This is a genomic window from Owenweeksia hongkongensis DSM 17368, assembly GCF_000236705.1.
Taxonomy (GTDB): domain Bacteria; phylum Bacteroidota; class Bacteroidia; order Flavobacteriales; family Schleiferiaceae; genus Owenweeksia; species Owenweeksia hongkongensis.
Genome location: NC_016599.1, coordinates 3,455,635 through 3,482,557 on the forward strand (window position 1 = coordinate 3,455,635; position 26,923 = coordinate 3,482,557).

The window sequence follows — 26,923 nt, forward strand, 5'->3', positions numbered from 1 at the left end:
GGATCGATGAGACACGGAAAGAAAATAAATCATCTCGGTCGTACGGCAGCTCACCGTAAGGCGATGCTAGCGAATATGGCATCTTCACTGATTGAGCACAAGCGTATCAATACCACTGTTGCTAAAGCCAAAGCGCTTAAAAAATATGTGGAGCCTTTGATTACAAAATCAAAGGATGATAGTACTCACAGTAGAAGAACTGTATTTAGCTACCTTAAAAATAAGCATGCTGTAACTGAACTTTTCAGAGAAGTAGCTGCTAAAGTTGGCGATCGTCCGGGTGGATACACTCGTATTATCAAGACTGGTAACCGTCTTGGTGATAACGCAGAAATGTGTATGATCGAGCTTGTTGACTTTAACGACATCTACACCAACGGCAAAGAAGCTAGCAAAGCTAAAGGTCGTAGCCGTAGAGGGGGTAAAAAGAAAACCGAAGCAGCAGCTACTGAGGCTAAAGCTGTGGAGGCTACAAAAGAAGCACCAGCTGAAAAAGAGGCTAAGACTGAAGATACAAGCAGTGAAGACAAGAAAGACTAATAGTTGGACTGTTAATCTGATTTGATATTGAAAGGATAAGGGTGTATACATTCTTATCCTTTTTTTTTGGAAATTTTTTTCGATAGTAAAGGCGACTACAAATAGAATAATGGCACATTACCAAAAAAAGAAAGCAGTAATACTTTTGCAAGATGGAACCCTATTTTGGGGTAAATCAACCGGGCTTGAAGGAGAGGCTACCGGAGAAGTATGTTTTAACACCGGGATGACCGGGTATCAAGAAATTTTTACTGACCCAAGTTACCTTGGGCAAATCATGGTGACTACCAATGCTCATATTGGTAACTATGGTGTAAAAGCTGATGAAGTGGAATCAGAAGGCATTAAGATAGCCGGACTGGTTTGTAAAAACTTCAGCGAATACAAGAGCCGTCCATCTGCCGATGGAAGCTTGTACGATTATTTTGATGATCAGAATAAGCTGATTATTTCTGATGTGGATACCAGAGCTTTGGTGCGTCACATTAGAGACAAAGGTGCGATGAACGCAATCATCAGTACCAATACAGAAGATATTGATAAGCTTAAGCAAAAGCTTAGCGAAGTTCCATCTATGGAAGGGTTAGAGCTTTCAAGTAAAGTTTCTACAAAAGAGGCCTTTGACTATGGTGAAGAAAATGGCGATGTGAAAATTGCAGTTTTGGACCTTGGCGTAAAGCTAAACATCCTTAGAAACTTTGCCAAGCGCGGTGCTTCAATGCGAGTGTTCCCAATGACCACTTCTTTTGAAGAAATGATGGAGTGGAATCCTGATGGTCTTTTTGTAACCAATGGCCCTGGAGATCCTGCCGCAATGATGAATACAGTGAAGGTGGTAAAGCAAATGATAGACAGCGTACTTCCAGTATTCGGAATATGTATGGGGCACCAACTTATTGCACAAGCAATGGGATTGAGTACATACAAAATGTTTAATGGTCACCGTGGTATCAATCACCCTGTAAAAAATCTCCTTACCGGAAAAGGAGAGATTACTACCCAAAACCATGGTTTTGCGGTAAAAATGGAAGATGTAGAAGCAAGCGAAACAGTAGAGCTTACACATATTCATTTGAATGATAATACTCCGGCAGGAATTAGAATTAAGGATAAGCCGGTATTCTCGGTGCAGTACCACCCAGAGGCTTACCCAGGACCTCATGATTCTAGCTACCTTTTTGACGACTTCATTAACTTAATTAATACCCATAAAAAGTAATGGCAATTATTTCAGGAATTCACGCCAGACAAATTTTGGATAGTAGGGGAAACCCAACTGTAGAAGTAGATGTATACACAGATCGTGGTCACATGGGCCGCGCAGCAGTGCCATCTGGAGCTTCAACTGGAATTCACGAGGCGGTAGAACTTAGAGACGGTGATGATAAAACTTACCTTGGTAAAGGTGTGCTAAGAGCGGTCAATAATATCAATGAGGCCATTGCCGAGGCAGTTGTGGGTATGTATGTGAATGATCAGGCAGGTGTTGATCAGGCCATGATTGATTTGGACGGAACTCCAAACAAAGCAAATCTTGGTGCAAATGCTATCCTTGCGGTTTCATTAGCTGTGGCTAAAGCTGCTGCACAAGCAAGTGGACAGACTTTGTTTAATTACATTGGTGGTGTTAATGCTCGCGTGTTACCGGTTCCAATGATGAATATTTTGAACGGAGGAGCACATGCTGATAACTCTATCGATTTTCAGGAATTTATGGTGATGCCTTTTGGCGCCAGCACTTTTGCAGAAGGTCTTCAAATGGGAACGGAAATTTTTCATCACCTAAAAGCAGTGTTGAAAGAAAAAGGATATAGCACCAATGTAGGTGATGAAGGTGGTTTTGCACCAAACATCAAGTCAAACGAAGAGGCTATAGAAACGGTGCTTACCGCTATTGAGAGAGCAGGATATAAGCCTGGTGATGATGTATTCATTACTATGGATGCTGCGGCAACTGAGTTTTACGATGAAAAAACCGGAATGTACAGCTTTCATAAAAGTAGTGGTCTAAAGCTTACTTCAGATGAAATGGTAGCCTACTGGGCTAGCTGGGTAGAAAAATATCCGATTATATCTATTGAAGATGGACTAGCAGAAGATGATTGGGAAGGTTGGAAAAAACTTACCGATGCCATTGGCGATAAAGTACAGCTGGTGGGTGATGACCTTTTTGTAACCAATGAAGAAAGATTGAAGCGTGGTATCGAACAAGGTATTGCTAATTCGGTTCTTGTAAAAGTGAACCAAATCGGTACTTTAACCGAAACCATCAATACCGTACAACGAGCGCAGGTAAACGGATACACCTGTGTAATGAGTCACCGTTCGGGCGAAACTGAAGATAGCACAATTGCAGATCTTGCAGTAGCTTTGAACTGTGGACAGATAAAAACAGGATCAGCTTCTCGAAGCGATAGGATTGCAAAGTACAACCAGCTTCTTCGTATTGAAGAAATGCTAAATGATACGGCAAAATATCCTGGTAAAGAATTTAAGTATATTAAGTAATGGCACAAGAAAATACGTCTAAGATGCAGAGATTAAAAGAACTTTTTAGCGAAAAAATTGAATCAACTCAAAAAGAAGTAAAGGACTTTATTGCCGCTCACGGTGATACTGTAATTGGCGAAATTAAAATCAGCCAACTATACGGAGGAATGAGAGGTATGCAAGCTTTGATTACCGAAACTTCTAAGTTGGATCCAGCTGAAGGTATTCGCTTCAGAGGTTATAGCATTCCTGAGTTGCAGGAAAAATTACCAAAATACCCTGGTGGCGAGCAGCCTCTGCCAGAAGGTATTTTTTATCTGATGCTTTACAATGAGCTACCAGATGATGATACTGTACGTAGAGTAAGTAATAACTGGGCACGTAGAGCGCAAATTCCACCGCACGTATTTAAGGTGATTGATGCTTTGCCAATGCACACACATCCAATGACTCAGTTTGTTGTTGGTATTATGGCTCTTCGCACCGAGAGTGAGTTTAAAAAAGCTTACCGCAACGGTATCAACAAATCAGAATATTGGGAGCCTACATATGAAGATGCGATGAACCTTATTGCTCGTCTTCCACGTGTGGCAGCATATATTTACCGAAGAATGTACCACAATGGTGATCATATTGAGCCAGATCCATCTTTAGATTGGTCAGGTAACTTTGCTCACATGCTTGGTTTTGATAATGAAGAGTTCCATGAATTGCTTCGTTTGTACATGACCATTCACGTAGACCATGAAGGTGGAAACGTATCAGCACACACTATTCACTTGGTAGGTTCTGCACTTTCTGATGCATACCAATCATTTGCTGCTGGTATGAACGGACTTGCTGGCCCATTGCACGGATTGGCAAACCAAGAAGTAATACGCTGGATTTTTGCTATGCGTGATGAATTAGGTGGTGGACTTCCATCAAAAGAGCAGATTGCAAACTATGTGCGTCAAACCTTGAATGATGGTAAAGTAGTACCAGGATTTGGTCATGCTGTATTGCGTAAAACAGACCCTCGCTACACTGCGCAACGTGATTTTGCTCAAAAGCACATGCCGCATGATGACTTGTTCCAGATTGTGAGTCGTGTTTATGAAGTAGTTCCGGAAATCCTTCAGGAAACTGGAAAGGTGAAAAACCCTTGGCCAAACGTAGATGCACATTCAGGTCAACTGTTGATGCATTATGGTCTTACTCAATATGACTTCTACACTGTATTATTTGGAGTGAGTCGTTCATTGGGTACTTTGGCTAGCCTTATTTGGGATAGAGCTCTTGGTTTCCCACTTGAAAGACCAGGAAGTACTACTACTGAACTTTTGAAAGAGCAGTACGGAAAGAAGTAATTTTCTACTGATATAAATATTAAGCCGCCTCGAAATTTCGTGGCGGCTTTTTTGGTTTTTATTGTTTTATTTTAAGTTAAAAAATGGTTAAATGCTTGATACGTAATGGTGTTTGGTTTTTTATGTATGAAGAAATTGTTAAGAGGCTAAATATGGCCTAGTCTTTGGAAAAGGGCATCGCAAGTTTTAACCCTTTTTAAATCATCAAACATGTTACTAAAAACTAATGCATTTTTTTCACTTGCTTTGGCAAGCCTTTATACATTACTTGGTGTTGCTCAAATTGATTACAATCTTAAAGATTTTCAAACACCGGATATTCATTATCGCAGGCTAGATGCAAACACATCTCTCTCGGGAAATCAAAATAATTTTGAAAACTCCAACTCTACTGTAGGTGTAGGAACACTTTCATTGGATTTTTATGGGTATACCAATACTGATAAATATATAGGCAAACAGTACGGCCGAGCTAATGGGGGCTTTAGATTATTAGATAATGAAAGCGAATCACCAACCGGTGAGGTTTACAAAAATAAGGGTGGTAGTTCCAATTACTACCTTCAAGGTACCGCTGAAAACCGATGGTATACCAATCAAAGAGATGGTGGATATTTTGGTTTACATGGTGCGTTAGGTTATCAAGGAGGTATGAGTAAACGTGAGTTAACAGGGGTAAGTGTAGACTTGCTTGAGGAGAATGATGAGAGTATTAATGGGCAGTTATATACGGCTTATGGAATTGGGCGAATTGAGCCAGTGACCTATGCGAGATTAGCATATGATACCTATGATTGGTTAAGAAAGAAAGGTAGGCTTTCTGGAAGTCCTTCAAATGAAGAAATTGATGAGCTGGCGGCAACAATGATTGAGGTGGCAAATACCCGATTTTTTGATAGCCGTTTTAAGAGAATTTTCCAGCTTGAACAAATTGACTCAACACTTCGTAGTTCTGGCTTAATTAGTGAAGCAGATATGGTATATTTTGCCCAAGTAGCAGACATATGGGGTTATGCTAATAACTTTGAAAGAGGTAGCGGATCTTTGTGGGAGTTTGGAGCTGTAGGTGATTTCGCCTACGAAGACTATTATTACAAAAGGACCGAAAACGATAGTGTGATCAGAGATGAAAAAGTGGTTGGATGGAATGATTTGGCTGTGTATGGGTACGCCAGGTATATGAATCAAAAGCCAATAAGCGTAAAGTGGCAGCGGGATTATGATGTGGCTTTATATGTAGGTACCGGAGGGCATTTTCAGGAAATATATAATCAGGATACTGACTTAAATCCAAATTTCAGAAGTACTCTAAAAGCGGGGTATCAATTCGGTTATTATCCAAACACAAGAACTTACTGGACGACAAGAATAAATGGGTTTGTGACTTACGGTGAAAATTCTGATGCTTCGAATGAAGGTAACGGATATGCCTTAGAAGCAAGATCTCAACTTTATTATTGGTTTACACCTAGGTTTAGACTTTCAGTAAACTTGAGACTGGTTTACTCCGATAATTACGTAGCCGATAGTTTTATTCCTTTGATTGATGATTCGATGGTATATGACAGTAGTGCTGGGTACAATGGAAAAGGGTTTTCAACCTCGTTAGGCGCTAGTCTTTCCTACGCTTTATTCTAAGGTGCTATAACCGGTTGAAAACCAGATTGTGGAGTTAGCCTTAAGGATGCATTAATCATTCATCAAACCCCTTCCTATTTTCAGAAAATAGAATTATATTTGCACCCCTTTTTCGCGAAGCAATAGGCACGTTAAAGGTTTTGTAAATCAAATAATTAAAACATCTTTCGCAAGTCGGATTCTTAAAAGCCTTACCGATGGCGGGATACAAACGAGTTTCTGCATGTCAGAAGAAAACAACAAAAAAGCTGAGGAGATAGCAGCAAATGCTAAAGCCAAAGCAGAAAAAACGGATGCCGGTAAGCAGGCAAACGAAAAAACTTCGGAAGAAGTAAAAGCCCAAACCAACGAATCAGGTGCCGACCTGCCTAATGATGCAGAAGTAGCACCAAAAGCTACTGATGAAGTAAAAGAGGAAGAAGCACCAAAAGCCCAGGAAAAAACTACTCCTACTGAAGTAGATGTAAAAACCGAAGAAGCGCCTGTAGAAGTTGCAGTTGCTGATGAGGAATTTGATTGGGAAGAGTTTGAGTACGGTCTTAAGAGCAAGTCAAAGAAGGAAAGAGAAGAGCTTACTAAGCTTTACGAAGAAACCATCACTACCATTGACGAGCACACCGTAACTGAAGGTAAAGTAATCAACATGACTGACCGTGAGGCTATCGTAGATATAGGCTACAAGTCAGAAGGTGTGATTTCTTTGAATGAGTTCCGCTATAATCCAGATCTTAAAGTAGGAGACGAAGTAGAAGTACTAGTTGACAAGCAAGAAGATAAGGATGGTCAGTTGGTACTATCTCACCGTAAAGCCCGTGCTATCAAAGCTTGGGATCGTGTGAATCTTGCATTTGAAAACGAAGAAGTAGTAAATGGATACGTGAAGTGCCGTACGAAAGGTGGTATGATCGTAGATGTATTTGGTATCGAGGCTTTCTTGCCAGGATCTCAAATTGACGTTAAGCCTATCCGCGACTACGATGCGTACGTAGATAAAACTATGGAATTCAAGGTGGTGAAAATCAATCACGAGTTTAAAAACGTGGTAGTTTCTCACAAAGCTCTTATCGAAGAGGATCTTGAAGAACAAAAGAAAGAAATCATTGGCAAGCTAGAAAAAGGTCAAGTACTAGAAGGTGTGGTGAAAAACATCACTTCTTACGGAGTATTTATCGACCTTGGTGGTGTAGACGGTCTTGTACACATTACCGACCTTAGCTGGAGCCGTATCAACCACCCATCTGAGGTAGTTGAATTGGATCAGAAATTGAACGTGGTGATCCTTGACTTTGATGAGGATAAAACACGTATCCAACTTGGATTGAAGCAGCTTGAAGCTCACCCATGGGATAACCTTGACAAGGATCTTGCCATTGGCGATAAAGTAAAAGGAAAAGTAGTAGTACTTGCTGATTACGGTGCGTTTGTAGAAATCATCCCAGGTGTTGAAGGTCTTATTCACGTAAGTGAAATGAGCTGGAGTACTCACCTAAGAAGTGCTCAAGACTTTATGAGTGTTGGTGATGAAGTAGAAGCTACCGTGCTTACTCTTGATCGCGAAGACCGTAAGATGTCTCTTGGTATCAAGCAATTAACTCCAGATCCATGGACTGATATTACTACTAAATACCCTATCGGATCTAAGCATAAAGGTACCGTTCGCAACTTCACCAACTTTGGTGTATTTGTAGAGCTTGAAGAAGGAATCGATGGTTTGATCCACATTTCTGACCTTAGCTGGACTAAGAAAGTGAAGCACCCAAGTGAGTTTACCTCTATTGGAGCTGTACTTGATGTAGTGGTACTTGACGTAGATGTTGAAAACCGCAGATTGAGCCTTGGACACAAGCAAGTGGAAGACAATCCATTTGATACCTACGCAACCCTACTTGAAGAAGGTAGCGTGCTAGAAGGTAAAGTGAGCGAAATCGTTGACAAAGGTGCCGAAGTAAGATTCGAAAACCTTGGAATCGAAGCTTTCGTACCAAGTCGTCATATGGCTAAAGAAGATGGAACTATCATCGAGAAAGGTGAAGTAACTGACTTCAAAATCATTGAGTTCAATAAGGATTCACGCAGAGTAGTAGCTTCTAAAACTGAACTTCACAAAGCTGTAAAAGCTGAGAAGGAGCAAGTAGAGAAGAAGCAAACTAAGCAAGCTGTGAAGAAGATTCAAACTAACGTAGAGCGTTCTACTTTAGGAGATCTTGATGCCCTTAGTGCACTTAAAGAGCAAATGGAAAAAGACGAAGAGGGTAAATAATCCTTAGAGTTTTTAAATATTGGAACCCGCTCCAAAGCAATTTGGAGCGGGTTTTTTGTCTAAAGGTTTTAATACTTGCCACTTCAATTATCCCTCCCTATTTTAGCCCTATGCAGATAAAAGAAATTATCAATTTCCTGGAAGAGTTGGCACCACGCTCACTCCAGGAATCGTATGACAATAGTGGGCTTTTGGTTGGTAATATCAATGCAGAGGTTACCAAGGCACTTATCAGCCTGGATGTGACTGAAGATGTGGTAGAGGAAGCTGTGGCCAAAGGCTGTGAACTTGTCATTTCACATCATCCTATCATATTTGGCGGTCTAAAATCCTTTACAGGAAAAAACTATGTAGAGCGCACGGTAATGGCAGCTATCAAAAATGACATTGCTCTTTACGCAATACATACCAACTTAGATAATATTCACACTGGTGTAAACCGGAAAATTGGAGAAATGCTTGGAGTGAAGAATATGCAAGTGTTGGCACCTAAAAAAGGTTTGCTAAAAAAGCTTGTCGTGTTTATTCCTACAGATGTAAAAGACGCTGTGGTTGAAGCCATGTTTGCTGCAGGTGGTGGAAAAGTGGGGGAGTATGATGAATGCAGTTTTCAAATTGACGGCACAGGAACCTTCCGCGGAAGCGAAAACAGTAACCCAACGGTAGGTGAGATTGGAGTAAGGGAATATGCAGAAGAGGTTCGTGTAGAAATGATTTTGGAAAGTCATAAGTTGTCGAAAGTATTGACGGCCATGATTGACGCTCATCCTTATGAAGAAGTGGCGCATGATATTTATACCTTAGAAAATACGCACCAAGAGATTGGCTCGGGTATGGTAGGTCAATTAAGTGAACCGATGTACGCTTTGGATTTCTTAAAAATGGTGAAGGATACGTTTGGGGGTACGGTGCGTTATACTTCTTTAATGAAGGATGAAGTGCAAAAAATTGCCTGGTGTGGAGGGAGTGGAAGCTTCCTGTTGCCGCAGGCCAAAGCTTCTGGTGCAGATGTTTTTCTGACATCAGACTTTAAGTACCATCAATTTTTTGACGCTGAAAATGAAATCATTATCGCTGATATTGGACATTATGAGAATGAGCAGTTCACAAAAGAACTTCTCTATCAAAGTATTAAAGAAAAATTCCCTAATTTCGCCCTTCTTTTAACGGAGACATACACAAACCCGATTAATTACTTATAAGCATCTATGGCTAAAGAAGTTACCGTTGAGGAAAAGCTTCGCGCTTTATACGATCTTCAACTTATTGATTCGCACATTGACAAAATTAGAAACGTACGTGGCGAGTTGCCTCTAGAGGTAGAAGACCTGGAAGACGAAATTGCCGGTTTGGAAACTCGTATCGGAAAAATCAATGAGGAAATATCCGAATTGGATACTGAGGTCAAAAACAAGAAGAACCTAATCAAGGATTCTCAGGAAAAAATTGCCAGATACGAGACTCAGCAAAAGAATGTGCGCAACAACCGTGAGTTTGATGCCCTTTCTAAAGAAATTGAATTCCAAACTTTGGAAATTGAATTGGCTGAGAAGCGCATAAAAGAATTTAAAGCCAAGATTGACAATAAGAAAGATGTTCTTTCTGTATCTCAAACTAAGTTTGACGAGCGTCAGTCTCACCTTGATTTTAAGAAAAACGAGCTAAACAGTATTCTTGAGGAAACTCAAAAAGAAGAAGAAGCTCTTTTGAAGAAATCTGAGGAATATGCTAAGAGCATTGAAGAGAGATTGCTTATAGCTTACAGACGTATCCGTGGCGGTGCAAAAAATGGTTTGGCAGTGGTGCCAGTAGAGCGTGGAGCTTCAGGCGGTTCTTTCTTTACCATTCCACCACAACGTCAGTTGGAGATTGCTTCTCGCAAAAAGATTATCACTGATGAGCACTCTGGTCGTGTATTGGTAGATCCAGAGTTGGCTCGTGAGGAAGAAGAGAAAATGGCAAAATTATTTGCTTCGTTTGGTAAGTAATTTTCACATAAGAGTATTTATAAAAAAAGGGATCATAATGGTCCCTTTTTTTGTGATGTGCCTATCGCTATTTTCCTTAAACGGGCTTGGGCAAGCCACGGCCTCATTTACTCCGGCTTATAAACTGGCGCATCAAAATATTACCCAGCTCAGATTTGGTGATGCTCAAGCCATAATAAAACGCGAGAAAAAGCGTGATCCTAATAACAGGGTAGCGGCATATTTGCAGGCAGCCATGGTGTGTGCTGAGCTTTTTGTAAATGAAGACCAGACACATTATGAAAATAACCAGGACAAGATTGATAGTTATATTTCTCAAATAGAAGATCTGCCAGAAGCTAGTCCTTTTCGCAATCTGTTTTTGGGAGAGCTATATGTGGCTCAAGCTACCCTAAACGGGAAATTCAAAAACAATATTAAAGCTGCATGGCAATTTTATAAAGCCTACGATTTCCTTACGGATAATTATGAGCGCTTTCCTGACTTTGCTCCTACGGCAATTCCTCTAGGTGTGCTATATGCAGCAATAGGTAGCTTGCCAGATGACTATCGGTCCATGGCCTCCTTGTTAGGTTTTGAAGGTAGTGTACCAGAAGGAATGAAAATGTTGGAAACATCTTTTGAGCGCCTTTCTGCTGACCCGAGCCTTACGTTTTACAGACCTTATGCAGGCTTTGTATACTCATATGTCAGTTTTCTGCTTTCTAGTAATGTGGTCACTCCAGAAGCTTTAGGGCTTGATGTGGCAAAAAGTAGTGTGCTAATTTATGCGCAAGCTCAAATAGAACTTGACCGTGGCAACGCGAAGAAAGCATTAGAATGGCTTGACAATCGCCCGGAAGGCGAGGCTTATATTAATTTCAATTATTTGGATTACTTGCAGGGCAAGATTCTTTTGGGATTAGATCCCGATCGATGCGTGTCATACTTTGAAAGATACCTTCAAAATAATACTAGTCAGGTGTATGTAAAGTCTACCTACCGCTACTTAAGTTGGTACTATTTGCTGGATGGTAAAAAGCGGAAGTCAGATGAAATGATTGAGAATATTTTTTTGAAAGGAGAAAATAACACCGGGGCTGATCGACAAGCTATTATTGAGGCCAGACATGGTTTTAACTCTACATTGGTAAAAGCCAGAGTGCTTTTTGATGTGGGTAAATACACAGAGGCGGAGGAAGAGCTTTTGTGCCACTCGGTAGGTCATTGCTGTTCTTCACCAATAGATGAAGCTGAGTATTATTACCGAATGGGAAGAATAAAACAGCAGCAAGGAAGAGGGCATCAAGCGCTCATTTGGTATGAAAAAGCTATGACGGTAAAAGGCCTTGACGCCAATTATTGTTTAGGAAATAGCGCTTTGCAAACGGCCGAAATATTACGCGGAAGCGGAGATGTAAAAGGGGCAAAGGGCTATTACAAAAAAGCTTTGAAGTATTCAGGCTTTCCATTTTATGAAGGAATTCATCAAAAAGCAAAAGCAGCACTCTCTGAAATGTAGAGGGTATATTATTTGATAAAACTGTAACCCTTTTCAAATACTATTATTTAGGAATCTTAGTACTTTCACCGCACTAAAATCAAAATATGCAATCATTGCTCGCAATTACCTGGGACATGGGCCGAGGTATCGATTTGGGATTTTTTACCATCCGTTTTTATAGTTTACTTTTTGCGCTTGGCTTTGTGCTCGGCTACTTCTTGATGAAGAAGATGTTTGAGAAAGCCGGCATAGCACAGGAAAAGTTGGATAGCTTACTTACCTATGTGGTAATTGCCACCGTGGTAGGGGCAAGGCTTGGTCATGTGTTTTTTTATCAATGGGATTATTACTCCAAGCATCCGGGCGAAATACTAAAAGTATGGGAAGGTGGATTGGCCAGCCATGGAGCAGCTATCGCCATCGTTATTGCAATTATTATTTATTGCAAAAGGGTACTAAAAAAGTCTCCACTATGGATGCTCGATAGAGTGGTGATTACCGTGGCTTTGGCGGCAGTTTTAATCCGAATCGGAAACTGGACAAATAGTGAAATTTATGGAGACATTGCCAACTCCAACATGGAAACGGTTTTTACTAACCCTGCCCGTGAGCGTATCTTGATGAATTTTGACAACATTTTTGAGAGTGTAGAATTCACAGCTTTGGATAAAAAGGAAATTACTGACACCCTTATTTATCCTCTTTACGATATGCAACTGCAGGTGCTTCCGCAGGTGAGTAAGGAAAAAGCGGAAAGTGCTATTAAGTCTCTTAAACCCTATTTTAATGATAGACTGGATAGGGAGGATAAAAACATATTGTTTTCCACCAGCCCAATTACTTGGGATGAGCAAAAGAAAAATAGTGTACATGTAGAAGTTTTAGGCGTACCAAGACACCCTACGCAGTTATACGAAGCATTCGCTTATTTTCTCATATTCCTTATCCTATATCGTTTGTATATCAATGAAAACATAGTGCAGCGACAAGGTTTTATTTTCGGGATGTTCCTGATACTATTGTTTGGTTTCCGCTTTTTTATTGAATATTACAAAGAAGTACAAGTAAGTAAGGAGCATGGGCAAGGGTTATTGATTGGTCAGTATCTAAGTATTCCTCTAGTAGCTATAGGGCTCTACTTTGTAGCTACAGCTAAAAAGAAAAAGTCATGAAAAAGCGTACCGGAAAAATTGTAGCCATAGCCTTGCTGGTGGCCTTTTTGGGGTGGATAGTGTTTACTTCTTTACCCATGGGGGGAGAAAAGGTCGCTCCATCAAAGCCAAATAATAAGGTGGTACATGAGTATGAGCCAAAGTTTAGCAAAGAAGGTGAGCTATGGATTATGGCGGCTGAAAATCAGGATACCATAAAACAGCTTGATATAGAAATTGCTGACAATGCAACTGAAGCCCAGTACGGGATGATGTATCGCAAGAGTATGGACCCAAATACTGGAATGCTATTTATAATGCCAGCAGAGCAGCAGCAATCTTTTTGGATGAAGAATACTTATGTGGCTTTGGACATTATTTACATCAATAGCAATTTTGAAATAGTGAGTGTGCAAAAAAACGCTGTACCTCATGATTTGAAGAGCTTACCAAGCGAAGGTCCTGCACTATATGTGCTCGAAGTTGTTGGTGGTTTTGCTGATGAGCATGGCTTGAAAAAAGGCGACAAAATTCAGTTTGAAAGAAACTAGTATAGCCACAGCGGTTTGTAGAACACCCCCTTGTTTATAAAGGCAACATTGTAACCCTGCATGCTTTCCACTTCTATTCTGTAGGCTTCTACTTTTACGTACACTTTGCCTGTTCCCAACGATTTGAGTTGATTAGGACTTAGCATCACACTATCATTGGTCGAGGCCGAATTGTAGCGTAAATCATTTAGTTTTCCCGCTAAGGAGAAGTTTATAGAATCAACGTTGCCCAGGGAGGTGAAAGCGCTTTGAAGGTTTATTTTTAGCCAAACAGAATCTCTGGAGTTTATGCTGTCACGAATATTGATATCACCAATTTCAGGAACTTTACTGGCTACATCTTTATTAAATGTGGGGACATTAAATTGTCCCGTTACCTGCCAGCTTGTGCTGCTGCCAAAGTCTATTCCTTGCTCATTTTCAGTATAGCTTTTATAAAGCCCTCCTTTTTCCTCTAAAGTGTATCCCTCGCAAATCACCGTTTTCACAATAGCTTTATTGCCTTGGGAGTCAAAAAAACGGGCATGAGCCACACCTTGAAATGAGGTGTAAGTGCCCACTATATTTTCCTTAGATATGGTGCTGACATATGCTGCTTGAAGAGTGGCATCAGCTGATTTAATAATAGTCAAATCTAAACTTGGAGCGTCAGGATCTGGAATGGGAGGGGGAGCTGGTTTTTCTTCCTTGCAGCTGCAAACTATTAAAGCAAAAGCGCATATCAGGGCGATCCTATTTCTCATACCTCAAATATTGCATTTTACATTAAATCAAAAAAGCCAAACTTACTTATCGCAAGTTTGGCTCTTGTAAACGGTAAAGATAATTAGGGGTTATTACTTCAACGTCACATTTTTTGTCATTGCACCAAGGTTTATATAGGCTACCTCATAGCCGGTTTCTGTGCGCAGTAGATAGTTGTAGCCCACCACTTGAACATAGGCAAAGCCTTCAGCGAGTGTGCCCATTTGGCTTGCGCTAAAGGTGTAGCTGGTAGTATTAGGAGCAGTGGTTTGCATCAGTGTTTTTCCATTTTTGTCAATTACATTAAACATTAGCGAATCTGCAGAGCTGATGTCTGTTGAAACATTTCCCATGTCAATACTTATGGTAAGGTCTTCGGATCTTTTTACATCACCTGACGCTCCGGTAATACCTCCGATTTGCGGTACTTCTTCCATGTAGTTGTAACTAAAAGCAGGGATACTACCATTTCCTGCTACATCCCATTCTACAGCACTTCCGTCAAAGTCGATACCTGAAGGATTAGTGAAACCAGGCTTATAAAAGTAGGCTCCATTCTGTGAAGTCAATTTTTGGTTCATACATTCTACAGTGCCGGCAGAAACTGAGGTTGAGGTACCGTCACTAAAATTTGCTGTAGCCGTACCAATTATTGTGGTTTGATCACCTAGGCCTGGTACAGTAACGGTTGATGAGCTTTTTACAGCAACTAAGCTTCCCATGACACCTGGTATATTAACAGTTGGCGAAGGAGCCGTTGGAGTGGGGTCTGGATCTGTTGTAGTATCATCACTTTTCTTTTCGCAAGAAGACAGGAGAGCTCCTGCCACAAATAAGCATAGCAGCTTTTTCATAGTAATTAGTATTTAGGTTAAATAAAATCTAATGTTGAAGTGCTATCACTTGCGACCGCCCATAAAGAAGCGCTTATCCCAGTATGCCTCGTTAAGGTTACTAACCATTACTCCACGGCTAGAGCTGGTGTGGGCAAAATTATCATCAGCCAAATAAATACCTACATGGCTAATACGTTTGCCGCTTATTTTGAAAAACACAAGATCACCTTCTTGAAGCTTGTCACGCTTTACGGGTTTGGTTTCACCAAAAATGTCTTCTGCTCGTCTGCTGATGAATTCTTCATCATATACCTGTAGGTAGGCTTGAATTACAAATCCACTGCAGTCTACTCCTTTCTTAGTGTTGCCTCCCATTCTATGCGGAGTACCTTCCCAGTCTTTTACAAAGTCACTGAGTGATTGATTACGGGCTTTTACATCCGTCTTTTCCCAAGGGGATTTTTCCGGGCCTTTGAGCTCATGTTCTATTTCCGGGCCTTTTTCCACTGGCGTGGAAGAAGTTTTTTGCGAAGCCTTATGGCTGCCACATGATGTGATGCACATTAAAAGAACGCTTGCCGGAATTAACTTGTACCTCATTCTACCTTTGGATGGATTTATCACAAAAATCCTAAAATTCATCTGGCAGTTTTTACATTCCTGTAAAAGTTATCAAGGCGTAAAGTTTATTTCTGACAAGTCAAAATTGTTAATTACTATAGAGCTTGACAATACGCAAGATTGCGTATAAATAAAAGCTCGCCAATAACTTGAAGTTAAAGGGGAGCTTGTGATCTTCTTAAGAAAGCTTAATTTATTTTCCAGCTTTCTGCATATTGTTTTTGCTTTCGCGTTGTTGTCTTTTGTAAAGCTCAAATCGGCTAGGCTCTTGCTGTGGAGGATAATAGTTGTTGTTTCTGTCCGTATCCGCAGTTTCCAAAAATGGATCTAACTCCACCTTGGTTACCTTCTTTTCGAAAGCGAAAACCTTTGTAAAAGAGTCCTCATTTTTTAGCCAAATTTGAGCAGGCATATGTTGCACTTCAGTATTGCCATCGCTAAAGGTGAACTCAAGAATTACAGGCATCACTAAGCCTCCTACGTTTGAAAAACTAATCTCATAGAAGTTTAAGCCGCTGTTTAACAGTTTCTTTTCATCATCGCTCAATGATTCTATATAGTCATTGTATTTCTTCTTGTCTGATTCAAATACAGTAAACTCATCATTATCATTGTAAAAGTCACGCATGCTTTCATCTTGCTCTACTACTGTTTTTCCGGCAAGGGCAGTGTCATTTCGCATATCACCAATAAAGCGCTGTTTACTAGCTTTTTCACGATCTGCCTTGCTGTTAGTTTCAGGATTTTGGCTGTCAAACTGGAAATGCTCCATATTGTCTATGGAAATATCCACATGCTGAGTGGTGTAAAACCAACCTCTAAAAAACCAATCTAAATCAGTGGCTGATGCATCTTCCATAGTGCGGAAAAAGTCAGCAGGAGTGGGGTGTTTAAACATCCATCTTCTAGAGTATTCTTTAAAAGCATAATCGAACTCCTCACGGCCCATCACGGTTTCCCGTAAAATGTTAAGCGCAGTAGCTGGTTTTCCATAAGCATTGTTTCCAAACTGAAGGATAGACTCAGAGTTGGTCATAATGGGAACTTGCTCGGTTGGCTGGGATTTCATGTAGTCCACAATTTTGTAGGCAGGCCCTCTTCTGGATGGGTAATCCTTGTCCCACTCCATTTCAGCCAAGTATTGAACAAAGGTGTTCAAACCTTCATCCATCCATGTCCATTGACGCTCATCACTATTTACAATCATAGGAAAATAGTTGTGCCCTACTTCATGAATAATTACCGAAATCATTCCATACTTAGTGGTAGCGCTATAGGTTCCATCTGCTTCAGGTCGGCCACCATTAAAGCAAATCATAGGGTATTCCATACCAATGCGGTCACTATGCACTGAAATTGCTGTTGGATAGGGGTAGTCAAAGGTATACTTGCTGTATGATTTTAAGGTGTGAGCTACCACACGGGTGGAGTATTGCTCCCAAAGTGGGTTTCCTTCTTTTGGATAGTAGCTCATCGCCATTACGGTACGGTCGCCAAACTTTACGCCCATAGCGTCCCAAATAAATTTACGAGAAGAAGCAAATGCGAAGTCACGCACATTCTCAGCTTTAAAGTGCCATGTCTTGGTATCCTTGGCTTTTCCTTTTTCAGCTTTTTTAGCTTCACTTTCTGTAATAATCATCACTGGCTTGTCCAATGATTTTCTCGCCTCTTTCAATCTGTTTTGTTGTTCTTTGGTAAGTACTTCTTCAGCATTTTGAAGTGTACCGGTAGAACCCACCACGTGGTCAGAAGGCACCGTGATTTTTACATCATAGTTTCCAAAAACCAAGGCAAACTCGCCACGTCCTAAAAACTGTTTGTTTTGCCAACCTTCTACATCATTGTATACAGCCATGCGCGGGAAAAACTGAGCGATGGTATATAGGTAGTTATCTTCTTCTTCAAAATACTCCAGCCCACTGCGGCCTCCATATTTTGCGCGCTCCTGAATATTGTACCACCACTTCATTCCAAAAGTGAACGATTCACCCTTATTTAGTGCTTTCGGTAAGTTGATGCGCATCATGGTGTTGTTGATGTAAAAAGGAAGCTTCTTACCATTTTCGTCTACAATGTGCTCAATTTTTAATCCACCATCAAAATCGTAAAATAAGTACTCAAGACTTTTGTAGCTCATCTTGTCAGAGATGGAGCCTTTTTTTATTTGTTGAGTTTCAGAATTTTTTGCTCGTACATTTTGGTCGAGCTGTACCCAAATATAATTTAGAGGATCAGGTGAGTTGTTGGTGTAAACCACGGTGCCTTCCCCACTTATGCGCTGCTTATTATCGTCAAGCGTAATCTCCATAGTGTAGTCAGCTTGCTGCTGATAGTACCATGGGCCTGGGGCCCCGGAGCCGGTGCGGTAAACGTTGGGAGTAGGAAGTTCTTCTTTAAGCTGCTTGAATTTGCTTTCGTTGGTATACTGTGCAAAACCTGCGTTTGTAATAAACAAAGCTAAAGCGCCCAATAACAATCTTTTCATGTACCTGATTTTTTGCGAAGGGCGAATATAAGGTTTCAGGGTAACCTTTGAAAATAGGCTAGAAGGGCCAATTTTCGAGAATCATTACCAAGGATAAACCAAAGCCTGCACCGGAGAAAAAGAGGTTCCAGGACTGATGCTTTACATGAATGATTTGCTGAAAAATAATGGTGATAATTAAAAAAAGAAAAACAACAAGAAGCTGCCCCAACTCTACACCGAGGTTAAAAGGAAGAAGAGCCGACCAATAGCTGCTTTCACCTAGGGTAAGCATACCATAGTAATTGGCAAAGCCCAGGCCGTGAATGAGGCCAAAAATCCCGGCTAACCAATACTTTGTTTTTGAGCTTTGATCTTGCCCAGCAGCAGTGAGATTAAAAAGTGCGGTTACCAGAATGGTAACGGGAATAAGGAATTCAATCAGTTTCATATCAAACTTCACCAAATCCAGTGTAGAAAGTGTGAGTGTAATACTGTGGCCAATGGTGAAGAAGGTGATGGCCAAGACTACTTTAAGCCAATTTTTAGGCTGGTAAACAGCCATCAAAACAAGAATGAAAAGAACATGATCAAGAGCTGCAATATTTACAATGTGCTCGTAACCAAGTTGAAGATAAGTGCCAAATGAACCCATAAGCCTGTTTTCGATAAACAAAAAACCAGATGAAAACTTTAAAACTGAACTAACTCAGTTTCCTGACCTTTCTTCAAAAAGGCAGATTCTAGCTCTCCATCAAGCTTGATATTTACAATGTTTGATTGATCATCAAACGTATCAAAAAATACGGTATTTCTTACAAGTAGTTCTTTTGCTACAGGAAAGGAGTGTATCTCAAGGTAGATGAAGGTAATGCCGTTTTCAATTTCCTTTCCCACGAAAGTGGGAGAAACCGACTTCTTACCAGATTGTATTGAGAAATTGTCAATTACATAATTGTAAATCAGTGAATCGGCCTCAGGCAATTCACTAGTTGAGTTGAGGTTTAGTATCACCTCATGCTTGTTTTTTATCGTCAATTCCAAGTCATCAGTAAATAGCTTCATGGCTATTTCCATGGATTGGGTTTTGGGATTATACTCAGCATTGGTGATACTTGTATGGAAGTCGTGTTTTACCGTGGTGGTAAGACATATTAAAATGGCGATAATAGTATTCAATGTATACAAATGTTTGTGCAAAGGTAGCGAGGCTGTCTTTGACTTTTGAACGCAACATGAGGTAATGCATATCTGACTAACTCAGGCTGCTATTTAAAGCACCTCTTTGATTATTTTAATTTTTTCTAATAGTTGTTCAAACTCTCGGTAGTTCAAGGTTTGTTGGCCATCACTAAAGGCTATTTCAGGTTGCTCATGTATTTCAAGAAGCAGGCCGTCTGCTCCAGCTACAGTGGCCGCCAAAGCCATAGGTTCCATATGTTGTCTAAGTCCTATTCCGTGGGAAGGGTCCACAATTACGGGTAAGTGACTTTTTTCTTTCAGGATAGGAACGGCATTGAGGTCTAGCGTATTTCTATAGGCTCTCTCATATGTGCGGATACCCCTTTCGCAAAGCATTAACTTTTCGTTTCCTCCACTAAAAATGTATTCAGCCGAGTAGAGTAATTCATCAATGCTGCCGCTAATTCCTCGTTTTATTAATACAGGTTTGTCAATCCCGCCAAGCGCATCTAGCAGGTTAAAGTTTTGCGAGTTTCTTGACCCCACCTGAAAAATGTCTACATAATCATGCATTTCTTCCACTTGACTCACTTGCATTACCTCGGTTATGATTTTTATCCCTTCCGCCTTACATAATTGGGAAAATAACTTTAGGCCATCCATGCCCATTCCGCGAAAGCTGTATGGTGACGAACGAGGTTTGTAAACTCCACCTCGCATTATTCGCACGCCACTTTTAACCAATTGTTTTACTGTACTTCTGATTTGTTCTTCACCTTCAATGCTGCACGGTCCAGCCATTATAGCAAAGTTTTTGTCACCAACTTTCACCCCATCACCAAGGTCAATTTGTGTCCTTTCAGTTTTCCACTTTCTAGAAACTAGTTTTACAATTTCATTTACTCGATGAATGTCCTTTACTCCGGATAAATGTCCTATACTCCTGATGTCAAATTCATCTTTTCCAATACATACAAGGTAGTTTCCCATTTGAGTGGAAACCTGATTTACGCTGTATTTTACATTAGTGATTTCTCTTTTCAGGAGGTCAAGGTTTTGAGGGGAAATGGTATTTTCTAATTGGATAATCATGATGGAGATTGTTTTATTTTTTGAACAAAATTCAGAATGCTGCCATTTGCAACACCATTTGTTTGGAGGTGTGAAATAAATGCCGAACCGATAATAGCACCACGGCAATGTTTGCAAGCATTCTGATAGCTGTTGTGGTCTTTTATATTAAAGCCAGTGAGCACTGGGTTTTTCAAGTTCAAGTTTTGAAGCTTGTCCAGGTAATCTTTAAAATTTCCCACAGACTTATTAGACCCAGTAGTACTTGCTGAAGAAACCGCGTAAATAAAACCGCTACTGGCTCGGTCAATTTTTGCAATGCGTGCATCCGAGCTTTGCGGTGTTACTAAACCTATAAAATTCAAATTGGAAGCTTCAAATTGCTTTTTATAGTCGCGCTCATAAATCTCCACAGGAAGGTCAGGAAGTATGAGTCCGCTCACACCAACCTCCGCACAACGTTGGATAAACTTAGTTATACCAAATTGTAAAACTGGATTTAGATAGCCCATAAGAACTATTGGGGCTTCTATCGTTACGTGTTCTAATTGCTCAAAGAGTTTGGCCAATGTCATTCCATTATTGAGCGCAAGTGTACTTGAGTTTTGAATTACAGGGCCGTCAGCCAATGGGTCGCTGTAGGGTATTCCTATTTCAATAATATCTACTCCGGCAGCTTCAAGTCCGTTTAGGATTTTGGGCGTGTCATTTAGCTTAGGGAAACCTGCGGTAAAGTATATAGTTAGAATATCTTTCTGCTTTTGCTCAAACAGAGTTTGGACCTTGTTTTTTGATTTCAGTGTGTTCATTTTTCAAAATATTGTAGGTAAGTGTTAAGGTCTTTATCACCTCTTCCACTTAGGTTAACCACTACTTTTTCATGCGGCTGTGGCTTTAGGTATTTCAAATATGCCAGTGCGTGTGCAGATTCTAGAGCAGGGATAATTCCTTCTAATTTGCATAATAAGTATCCAGCCTCCAGTGCTTCCTCATCCGTAATTGAGACGTATTTCACACGGTTTGTTTCATGTAAATGAGAATGAATAGGACCGATGCCCGGGTAGTCAAGGCCTGCGGAAATGCTGTGTGGCTCTATAATTTGTCCATCTTCGGTTTGCATTAAAATGGTTTTACTGGCGTGAATAACCCCCGAACTTCCTACGGCTAATGTGGCTGCAGTTTTGTTAGTGTTTACACCATGACCAGCCGCCTCTATACCATACAGCTGCACGTTTTTATTTTTTAGAAAATGGTAAAAGGCACCAATGGCATTGCTTCCCCCGCCTACACAGGCAAGCACATAATCAGGCAAGCCATTCATTTGGTGCTTTATTTCTTCGCTAATTACTGCCTGAAACCGGGTAACCATATCCGGATAAGGATGTGGGCCTACCACCGACCCTAGTATGTAGTGTGTGTCTTCGGGGTTATTTATCCAGTCGCGGATAGCTTCATTTGTAGCATCTTTCAACGTTTTGCTTCCACTGTGTACAGCACGTACTTCTGCGCCAAGCATGCGCATACGGCTCACATTGGGAGCTTGCCGCTGAATATCAAGTGCGCCCATATATACAATGCAGGGCAAGTTCATTAGGGCAGCTGCCGTGGCAGTCGCTACACCATGTTGTCCCGCACCGGTTTCAGCAATGATTCTTGTTTTGCCAAGTTTTTTAGCAAGTAAAATTTGCCCTATGGTGTTATTTATTTTGTGCGCTCCTGTGTGGCAAAGGTCCTCACGCTTTAGGTAAATCTGAGTATTAAAATGCTCACTGAGTCTTTTGGCGAAATAAAGAGGAGTAGGCCGCCCTACATAGTCCTTTAAAAGTTGATTTTGCTGTTCCTTAAAACTCGGGTCTTCCAGTATTCTCAGGTAGTTATTTCGAAGTTCCTCCACATTTGGATAAAGCAACTCAGGGATAAATGCTCCACCGTAGTTTCCATAAAAACCATCAGCATCAGGAGTGGTTTGGGAGTTTGCGGAAGCATAATGTGTATTCATTTGCTTCATAAAGTCTTTTAATTTAGAGATGTCTTTTTCACCGGGCTTGGTTTCAAATTGGCTATTTACGTCTATGCCAAATGGAGGCTGACTTAGGTTGAGTTTGGATATCTTTTCCAAATCTGTAGGGCCTATTCCGCCACTCAAAAAGTAGGGCTTAGAATAAGGGTTGTTGTTGAGTATTTCCCACTTGAACTTTTGTCCGGAACCTCCATGTTTACTTGTCTTAGTATCAAATAGGAAATAATCGCATACACTCAGGTAATCTTCCAAAATGGTAAAGTCAAAATCATTGTGCACACCAAAAGCCTTGATTACTACAAGTCCTTGATTCTTTAGGGTTTCACAGTCGCTTGGTGTTTCATCTCCGTGTAGTTGCACCGCTCTTAGCTTATAGCGGTTTACAATTTCCATAATGGTGGAAGAGGATTCATTGACAAAAACACCAACAGAACAAATTTCACTCGAAAGATTGTGTAGTATTTGAGGGTCCAGATTTTCCGCATATCTGGGAGATTTTGGATAAAAAATAAACCCGGCAAAATCCGGTTGTAAATCAACCACCTCCATGATGTTTGTGGGATTTTTTAATCCACAGACTTTTAATTTGAGCTTGGATGAATTCATATCACGGATTTTGAGTGAGCATTGGTAGATAGTTGGCGGATAAACTCAGAGCACGCTTTTGCAGGGTTGGCTTCTTGCATAAATCTTTCCCCCATCAAAAAACCACTATATCCATGTTGTTTAAGTAGCTCTACATCTTTCGGGGTTTTTAGTCCGCTTTCGCTGATTTTTAAAAAACTATCAGGAATTATTTCTGCCAAATTAAGAGAGGTTTCTAAGCGGGTTTCAAATGTTCTAAGGTCTCGGTTGTTTACCCCCACAAGCTGTACATATTCATTAAGGTAGCTCTCAATTTCATTGCGGTTATGGACTTCCAATAGCACTTCCATATTTAGGTCATTAGCATACTTAGCCAATGTTCTACATTGCTCGGGAGTAAGAGCTGCGGCAATTAGCAAAATGGCATCGGCACCTATGCTTTTGGCTTCGGTAATTTGATATTTATCAATGATGAAATCTTTCCTTAGAATGGGGCAGTAGTTGAATTTTCGAGCCGTGGTAAGGTCGGCATTGCTACCACCAAAAAACTCATTATCGGTGAGCACCGAAAGGGCAGAGGCACCGGATTGCATATAACCAATGCTCGTTTGTTCTACATCTACATACAAATTTATAGCCCCCTTGCTAGGTGACTTTCTTTTGATTTCAGCAATAATACCATGACCTTCAGGTCGCTTTAGATATAAAACTAAGGAGAGAGGAGTAGTTTGGAAATAGGGGCTTCTTTGCAGAAGGGTGGTAGGATATAGCGAAACTCGCTCCGCCACCTCTTTCTTTTTGTGGTTTATTATTCTTTCTAAAATATTCATCCTATTATTTTTTAGACGTTTCTATTAATTTGTTGAGGCATCTTAATGCGGCTCCATCGCTAAGTGATTTTTGGGCTTGCTCATAGCTGTCGCTAAAGTTGAGTGCGGTGGCTGTAGATATAGCCGTTGCTGCATTGGCGAGTACCACTCGGTTTTGGGCGCTCGTACCTTTTCCATTTAAAATTTTTATGAATAAATCAGCCGCATCTTTTACAGTGTTGCCACCATAAAGCTCCTCAGGGCGTACCGGCTCAAGTCCTATTTCGGAGGGTGAAAGTACCCGGTCACCATTATTGGAAATATGCTTGAAGGGGCTCGTTAGAGAAATTTCATCATAGCCATCCAACGCGTGAATAATGGAGTACTGCTTGGGTGTTTGCTGATATAGGTATTGATATAGGCGAGCTAGTTCCAGTGAAAACACCCCTACAATTTGCTTGTTGGGTCTGGATGGATTTACCATTGGCCCCAGCATATTAAAGAAGGTTTTTACTTTCAGCTCTTTTCTAATGGGGGCAACCAATTTCATGGCTGGGTGAAATAACGGGGCATGCAAAAAGCAGATGCCACTATAGTCAAGCTCTTTTTTTAGTTGTTCTTCTGATGAAGAAAATCGATACCCCAAATGCTGTACTACATCGCTGGAACCACAGCTGGAGCTAACACTGTAGTTTCCATGTTTTGCAACGGATATTCCGGCTCCTGCTACCACAAAGCTTGCTAGCGTGCTTATGTTAAACGTGTCTTTTCCATCACCACCCGTCCCGCATAAGTCAATCGGGTCATATTCTGATAAGTCAACCGGAAGACACAGTTCAAGCAATGCATCGCGGAAACCACTTAGCTCATTTACCGTTATGCTCCTCATTTGAAATACGGTGAGAAATGATGTAGTCTGACAAGTATTTAAATCTCCTCTGCCTATTTGGAGTAACACATTTTTTGCCTCGGTGTAGCTTAGGGTGTGATGGCTAAAAAGCTTTTCAAGTACGGTTTTCATAGTTCTATAAAATTTTTAATGATGTGTTCTCCAAATTCACTCATGATGCTTTCGGGGTGAAATTGAACCCCTCTGATATTTAGGATCTTGTGGCGTATTGCCATTATTTCGCCTTCATCATCCGTAGTTATTATTTCAAGTTCTGGTGGCAGCGAATGTTTTTCTACAGCCCAGCTATGGTAGCGGCCCGCTTCAAATTCTGTTGGAATGCCTTCAAAAAGTTGATCAGCGATAGTTACACGCATAGTGGAAGAAACACCGTGGTATACTTTAGATAGATTAATGAGTTTCCCACCAAAACTTTCAGCTATAGCTTGATGCCCAAGGCAAATACCGAGCATCGGTTTGGTGTTCTTGTAAGTAGAAATAAGGTCTTTGAGAATGCCAGCATCTTTTGGTGTGCCAGGCCCAGGTGAAAACAAAAATTGATCATAGTTTTTGGCTTCATCCAAGCTGATTTTGTCGTTTCTGCGAACTTCAAAGTCAACATCTAATTTGCGAAGAATATGTGCCAAATTGTAGGTAAAACTGTCGTAGTTATCAAGCACTAATAGTTTCATGATTGTTGAATTTTTTCGGCATTTACTAGCGCTTGTCTAAGCGCAGCTACCTTGTTGTTTACTTCTTTTAGTTCGCTTTCGGGCTGACTACTTACTACTACTCCGGCACCGGCCTGGTAGGTAAGGCAATTATTTTTGCTAAGCATAGATCTGATAAGGATAGCGTGGTTGTAATTGCCATCAAAGTCCATCATGCCAATGGCCCCGCCATAAAAACTGCGTTGTACATTTTCGATTTGGTCTATCAGCTGCATCGCTTTATACTTTGGCGCACCACTTAGGGTACCAGCTGGAAAGGTGTCTGCAAGTACTCGTATATGCCCTTCTGGATTTTCAATTTGGCCACGCACCTCACTTACCATATGTATTACGTGCGAAAAAAATTGAATGTCGGCATAGGTCTTTAGGTGCACATTGCTGCAATGACGGCTTAGATCATTACGGGCCAGATCTACCAGCATTATGTGTTCACTTTTTTCTTTGGGATCTTCTGTTAGCGCAAGCGCGAGCTGTCTATCTTTTTCATCATTTCCGGTTCGCTTGTAGGTTCCTGCAATTGGATTTATCAGCACTTCATTACCCTGAATTTTTAATTGTGCTTCTGGGCTAGAGCCAAAAATTTTAAAACTTCCAAAGTCAAAATAGAAGAGGTAGGGCGAAGGGTTTATTGCGCGTAAGGAGCGATATACGTTAAACTCATCACCTTGAAAGTCTTGCTGAAACTCACGGGATAAAACCATCTGAAAGACATCTCCAAGCTGACAATGCTTTTGCCCTTGCCTTACCATTTCCAGATATTCATCATCAGCTAGGTTGCTTTTTTCAGCGCCTTTTAGATTAAATGGATAGGAAGAAACACTACTGTTTTTTAGAAGTTGATTTACCGTTTCTATGAGAGTGGAATCTTCATCGGGAGGTGCATGCTCCAAAATGTGAATCATGTTTTTGTAGTGGTCAAACACAATTACAATTCGGAAAAGCTTATAGTAGATTTCAGGAATTTGCTTGTTTTCTTTGGTTGGGTTACTCAGCTTCAGATCTTCAAAATGCTGCACAGACTCATAGCTCATGTAGCCAAATATGCCGCCAGGTTTAAGTTTGGATGTCGGACCGTTGCTAGAAAATTTTGAGACAAAATTTTGAAGTAATTGAACCGCATCTTGCTCTGGTTTTAGATTTACTGATGAGGTAGTTCCATCTGGAAAAGATTCAGTCAGAACATGGTTTTCAAGCTTAAACGAAGCCATAGGCGAACAGCAGATATAACTGAAACTATCTTCTCGGCTGTGGTAATCTGAGCTCTCCAACAGGAAGGTACCAGGAAAGTGGTCACGAACTTTGAGATAGCATGAAACTGGCGTTAATGTGTCCGCAAGATGCTGATGGTGATGGGTTTGTAGTTTGATTTTTGACATATGAATTTTGAGTTTAGTGCAAAAAAAAAGGCCTGCCGTGAGGCAGACCTTTTTGTGGGGTTTGAAATATTTATACTATCAAACAGCACAGGCGCTTTTCACGGAATCGAAATTCGTGAATTGCCACCACCAGCTATTTAAC

At 40.7% G+C, this 26,923-nt stretch carries 24 protein-coding genes; 11 read left to right on the forward strand and 13 right to left on the reverse strand.

Going from position 1 to position 26,923, the window contains the following annotated elements:
• Window positions 1-6: 6 nt before the first annotated feature.
• The 11 genes from rplQ to OWEHO_RS15290 all read left to right on the forward strand — a co-directional run bounded on the left by rplQ (window position 7) and on the right by OWEHO_RS15290 (window position 13,450).
• Window positions 7-540 carry a 50S ribosomal protein L17 gene (rplQ, locus tag OWEHO_RS15240; RefSeq protein ID WP_014203388.1) on the forward strand — a complete coding sequence of 178 codons (534 nt, stop codon included), beginning with the start codon at window positions 7-9 and terminating at the stop codon, window positions 538-540.
• Window positions 541-649: 109 nt separating this feature from the next.
• The gene (gene carA, locus OWEHO_RS15245; RefSeq protein WP_014203389.1) at window positions 650-1,759 is read left to right on the forward strand and encodes a glutamine-hydrolyzing carbamoyl-phosphate synthase small subunit; all 1,110 of its coding nucleotides are present in this window, start codon (window positions 650-652) and stop codon (window positions 1,757-1,759) included.
• Window positions 1,759-3,048, forward strand: a complete 1,290-nt coding sequence (eno, locus tag OWEHO_RS15250) for a phosphopyruvate hydratase (protein ID WP_014203390.1) — start codon at window positions 1,759-1,761, stop codon at window positions 3,046-3,048. The genes carA and eno overlap by 1 nt, the downstream gene beginning before the upstream one ends.
• Window positions 3,049-3,071: 23 nt before the next feature.
• A complete protein-coding gene (locus tag OWEHO_RS15255) occupies window positions 3,072-4,379 on the forward strand; it encodes a citrate (Si)-synthase, eukaryotic (RefSeq protein WP_041628313.1) in 1,308 nt (435 codons plus the stop codon).
• Between the two features lie 210 nt (window positions 4,380-4,589).
• Window positions 4,590-6,017, forward strand: coding sequence for a hypothetical protein (locus OWEHO_RS15260; RefSeq protein WP_014203392.1), 1,428 nt, complete (start codon window positions 4,590-4,592; stop codon window positions 6,015-6,017).
• A gap of 223 nt (window positions 6,018-6,240) precedes the next feature.
• Entirely contained in the window at window positions 6,241-8,277 is a 2,037-nt protein-coding gene (gene rpsA / locus OWEHO_RS15265) for a 30S ribosomal protein S1 (RefSeq protein ID WP_014203393.1), read from the forward strand.
• A 110-nt stretch (window positions 8,278-8,387) separates the two neighbouring features.
• Window positions 8,388-9,479, forward strand: coding sequence for a Nif3-like dinuclear metal center hexameric protein (locus OWEHO_RS15270; protein ID WP_041627662.1), 1,092 nt, complete (start codon window positions 8,388-8,390; stop codon window positions 9,477-9,479).
• Window positions 9,480-9,485: 6 nt separating this feature from the next.
• A complete protein-coding gene (locus OWEHO_RS15275) occupies window positions 9,486-10,265 on the forward strand; it encodes a zinc ribbon domain-containing protein (protein WP_014203395.1) in 780 nt (259 codons plus the stop codon).
• A 37-nt stretch (window positions 10,266-10,302) separates the two neighbouring features.
• Window positions 10,303-11,766: a tetratricopeptide repeat protein gene (locus tag OWEHO_RS15280; protein WP_014203396.1), complete on the forward strand. Its 1,464-nt coding sequence runs from the start codon at window positions 10,303-10,305 to the stop codon at window positions 11,764-11,766.
• Window positions 11,767-11,852: 86 nt separating this feature from the next.
• On the forward strand, window positions 11,853-12,920 hold the full coding sequence (locus tag OWEHO_RS15285; protein ID WP_014203397.1) for a prolipoprotein diacylglyceryl transferase: 1,068 nt from the start codon (window positions 11,853-11,855) through the stop codon (window positions 12,918-12,920).
• The gene (locus OWEHO_RS15290) at window positions 12,917-13,450 is read left to right on the forward strand and encodes a DUF192 domain-containing protein (RefSeq protein WP_014203398.1); all 534 of its coding nucleotides are present in this window, start codon (window positions 12,917-12,919) and stop codon (window positions 13,448-13,450) included. Before OWEHO_RS15285 ends, OWEHO_RS15290 begins: the two co-directional genes overlap by 4 nt.
• Here the strand turns inward: OWEHO_RS15290 and OWEHO_RS15295 are convergent.
• The 13 genes from OWEHO_RS15295 to OWEHO_RS15355 form a co-directional block, all read right to left on the reverse strand.
• A complete protein-coding gene (locus OWEHO_RS15295; RefSeq protein ID WP_014203399.1) occupies window positions 13,447-14,193 on the reverse strand; it encodes a hypothetical protein in 747 nt (248 codons plus the stop codon). The genes OWEHO_RS15290 and OWEHO_RS15295 overlap by 4 nt on opposite strands.
• 93 nt (window positions 14,194-14,286) lie before the next feature.
• Entirely contained in the window at window positions 14,287-15,048 is a 762-nt protein-coding gene (locus OWEHO_RS15300) for a hypothetical protein (protein WP_041627664.1), read from the reverse strand.
• Between the two features lie 45 nt (window positions 15,049-15,093).
• On the reverse strand, window positions 15,094-15,672 hold the full coding sequence (locus OWEHO_RS18070) for a C40 family peptidase (protein WP_014203400.1): 579 nt from the start codon (window positions 15,670-15,672) through the stop codon (window positions 15,094-15,096).
• 172 nt (window positions 15,673-15,844) lie between these two features.
• Complete coding sequence (locus tag OWEHO_RS15310; protein ID WP_014203401.1) at window positions 15,845-18,139, reverse strand: M1 family metallopeptidase; 2,295 nt, start codon at window positions 18,137-18,139, stop codon at window positions 15,845-15,847.
• A gap of 58 nt (window positions 18,140-18,197) precedes the next feature.
• The gene (locus tag OWEHO_RS15315) at window positions 18,198-18,773 is read right to left on the reverse strand and encodes a HupE/UreJ family protein (RefSeq protein WP_014203402.1); all 576 of its coding nucleotides are present in this window, start codon (window positions 18,771-18,773) and stop codon (window positions 18,198-18,200) included.
• Window positions 18,774-18,811: 38 nt separating this feature from the next.
• Window positions 18,812-19,297, reverse strand: coding sequence for a DUF6702 family protein (locus OWEHO_RS15320; protein WP_014203403.1), 486 nt, complete (start codon window positions 19,295-19,297; stop codon window positions 18,812-18,814).
• 93 nt (window positions 19,298-19,390) lie between these two features.
• Window positions 19,391-20,392 (reverse strand): bifunctional 3-deoxy-7-phosphoheptulonate synthase/chorismate mutase, encoded by a 1,002-nt coding sequence (locus tag OWEHO_RS15325; protein ID WP_014203404.1) that lies wholly within the window; start codon window positions 20,390-20,392, stop codon window positions 19,391-19,393.
• Window positions 20,389-21,180 carry a tryptophan synthase subunit alpha gene (gene trpA, locus OWEHO_RS15330; protein ID WP_014203405.1) on the reverse strand — a complete coding sequence of 264 codons (792 nt, stop codon included), beginning with the start codon at window positions 21,178-21,180 and terminating at the stop codon, window positions 20,389-20,391. The genes OWEHO_RS15325 and trpA overlap by 4 nt, the downstream gene beginning before the upstream one ends.
• Window positions 21,177-22,997 carry a tryptophan synthase subunit beta gene (trpB, locus tag OWEHO_RS15335; protein ID WP_014203406.1) on the reverse strand — a complete coding sequence of 607 codons (1,821 nt, stop codon included), beginning with the start codon at window positions 22,995-22,997 and terminating at the stop codon, window positions 21,177-21,179. The genes trpA and trpB overlap by 4 nt, the downstream gene beginning before the upstream one ends.
• On the reverse strand, window positions 22,994-23,806 hold the full coding sequence (gene trpC / locus OWEHO_RS15340) for an indole-3-glycerol phosphate synthase TrpC (RefSeq protein ID WP_014203407.1): 813 nt from the start codon (window positions 23,804-23,806) through the stop codon (window positions 22,994-22,996). The genes trpB and trpC overlap by 4 nt, the downstream gene beginning before the upstream one ends.
• 4 nt (window positions 23,807-23,810) lie before the next feature.
• Window positions 23,811-24,806 (reverse strand): anthranilate phosphoribosyltransferase, encoded by a 996-nt coding sequence (trpD, locus tag OWEHO_RS15345; RefSeq protein WP_014203408.1) that lies wholly within the window; start codon window positions 24,804-24,806, stop codon window positions 23,811-23,813.
• A complete protein-coding gene (locus tag OWEHO_RS15350; protein WP_014203409.1) occupies window positions 24,803-25,366 on the reverse strand; it encodes an anthranilate synthase component II in 564 nt (187 codons plus the stop codon). Before OWEHO_RS15350 ends, trpD begins: the two co-directional genes overlap by 4 nt.
• Window positions 25,363-26,781, reverse strand: coding sequence for an anthranilate synthase component I (locus OWEHO_RS15355; RefSeq protein WP_014203410.1), 1,419 nt, complete (start codon window positions 26,779-26,781; stop codon window positions 25,363-25,365). Before OWEHO_RS15355 ends, OWEHO_RS15350 begins: the two co-directional genes overlap by 4 nt.
• Between the last annotated feature and the right edge of the window lie 142 nt (window positions 26,782-26,923).

Excerpts from the sequence above, each read along its gene's own strand:
- rplQ (WP_014203388.1), top strand. The coding sequence starts at position 7 with ATGAGACACGGAAAGAAAATAAATCATCTCGGTCGTACGGCAGCTCAC.
- carA (WP_014203389.1), top strand. The coding sequence starts at position 650 with ATGGCACATTACCAAAAAAAGAAAGCAGTAATACTTTTGCAAGATGGA.
- eno (WP_014203390.1), top strand. The coding sequence starts at position 1,759 with ATGGCAATTATTTCAGGAATTCACGCCAGACAAATTTTGGATAGTAGG.
- OWEHO_RS15255 (WP_041628313.1), top strand. The coding sequence starts at position 3,072 with ATGCAGAGATTAAAAGAACTTTTTAGCGAAAAAATTGAATCAACTCAA.
- OWEHO_RS15260 (WP_014203392.1), top strand. The coding sequence starts at position 4,590 with ATGTTACTAAAAACTAATGCATTTTTTTCACTTGCTTTGGCAAGCCTT.
- rpsA (WP_014203393.1), top strand. The coding sequence starts at position 6,241 with ATGTCAGAAGAAAACAACAAAAAAGCTGAGGAGATAGCAGCAAATGCT.
- OWEHO_RS15270 (WP_041627662.1), top strand. The coding sequence starts at position 8,388 with ATGCAGATAAAAGAAATTATCAATTTCCTGGAAGAGTTGGCACCACGC.
- OWEHO_RS15275 (WP_014203395.1), top strand. The coding sequence starts at position 9,486 with ATGGCTAAAGAAGTTACCGTTGAGGAAAAGCTTCGCGCTTTATACGAT.
- OWEHO_RS15280 (WP_014203396.1), top strand. The coding sequence starts at position 10,303 with ATGGTCCCTTTTTTTGTGATGTGCCTATCGCTATTTTCCTTAAACGGG.
- OWEHO_RS15285 (WP_014203397.1), top strand. The coding sequence starts at position 11,853 with ATGCAATCATTGCTCGCAATTACCTGGGACATGGGCCGAGGTATCGAT.
- OWEHO_RS15290 (WP_014203398.1), top strand. The coding sequence starts at position 12,917 with ATGAAAAAGCGTACCGGAAAAATTGTAGCCATAGCCTTGCTGGTGGCC.
- OWEHO_RS15295 (WP_014203399.1), bottom strand. The coding sequence starts at position 14,193 with ATGAGAAATAGGATCGCCCTGATATGCGCTTTTGCTTTAATAGTTTGC.
- OWEHO_RS15300 (WP_041627664.1), bottom strand. The coding sequence starts at position 15,048 with ATGAAAAAGCTGCTATGCTTATTTGTGGCAGGAGCTCTCCTGTCTTCT.
- OWEHO_RS18070 (WP_014203400.1), bottom strand. The coding sequence starts at position 15,672 with ATGAATTTTAGGATTTTTGTGATAAATCCATCCAAAGGTAGAATGAGG.
- OWEHO_RS15310 (WP_014203401.1), bottom strand. The coding sequence starts at position 18,139 with ATGAAAAGATTGTTATTGGGCGCTTTAGCTTTGTTTATTACAAACGCA.
- OWEHO_RS15315 (WP_014203402.1), bottom strand. The coding sequence starts at position 18,773 with ATGGGTTCATTTGGCACTTATCTTCAACTTGGTTACGAGCACATTGTA.
- OWEHO_RS15325 (WP_014203404.1), bottom strand. The coding sequence starts at position 20,392 with ATGATTATCCAATTAGAAAATACCATTTCCCCTCAAAACCTTGACCTC.
- trpA (WP_014203405.1), bottom strand. The coding sequence starts at position 21,180 with ATGAACACACTGAAATCAAAAAACAAGGTCCAAACTCTGTTTGAGCAA.
- trpB (WP_014203406.1), bottom strand. The coding sequence starts at position 22,997 with ATGAATTCATCCAAGCTCAAATTAAAAGTCTGTGGATTAAAAAATCCC.
- trpC (WP_014203407.1), bottom strand. The coding sequence starts at position 23,806 with ATGAATATTTTAGAAAGAATAATAAACCACAAAAAGAAAGAGGTGGCG.
- trpD (WP_014203408.1), bottom strand. The coding sequence starts at position 24,806 with ATGAAAACCGTACTTGAAAAGCTTTTTAGCCATCACACCCTAAGCTAC.
- OWEHO_RS15350 (WP_014203409.1), bottom strand. The coding sequence starts at position 25,366 with ATGAAACTATTAGTGCTTGATAACTACGACAGTTTTACCTACAATTTG.
- OWEHO_RS15355 (WP_014203410.1), bottom strand. The coding sequence starts at position 26,781 with ATGTCAAAAATCAAACTACAAACCCATCACCATCAGCATCTTGCGGAC.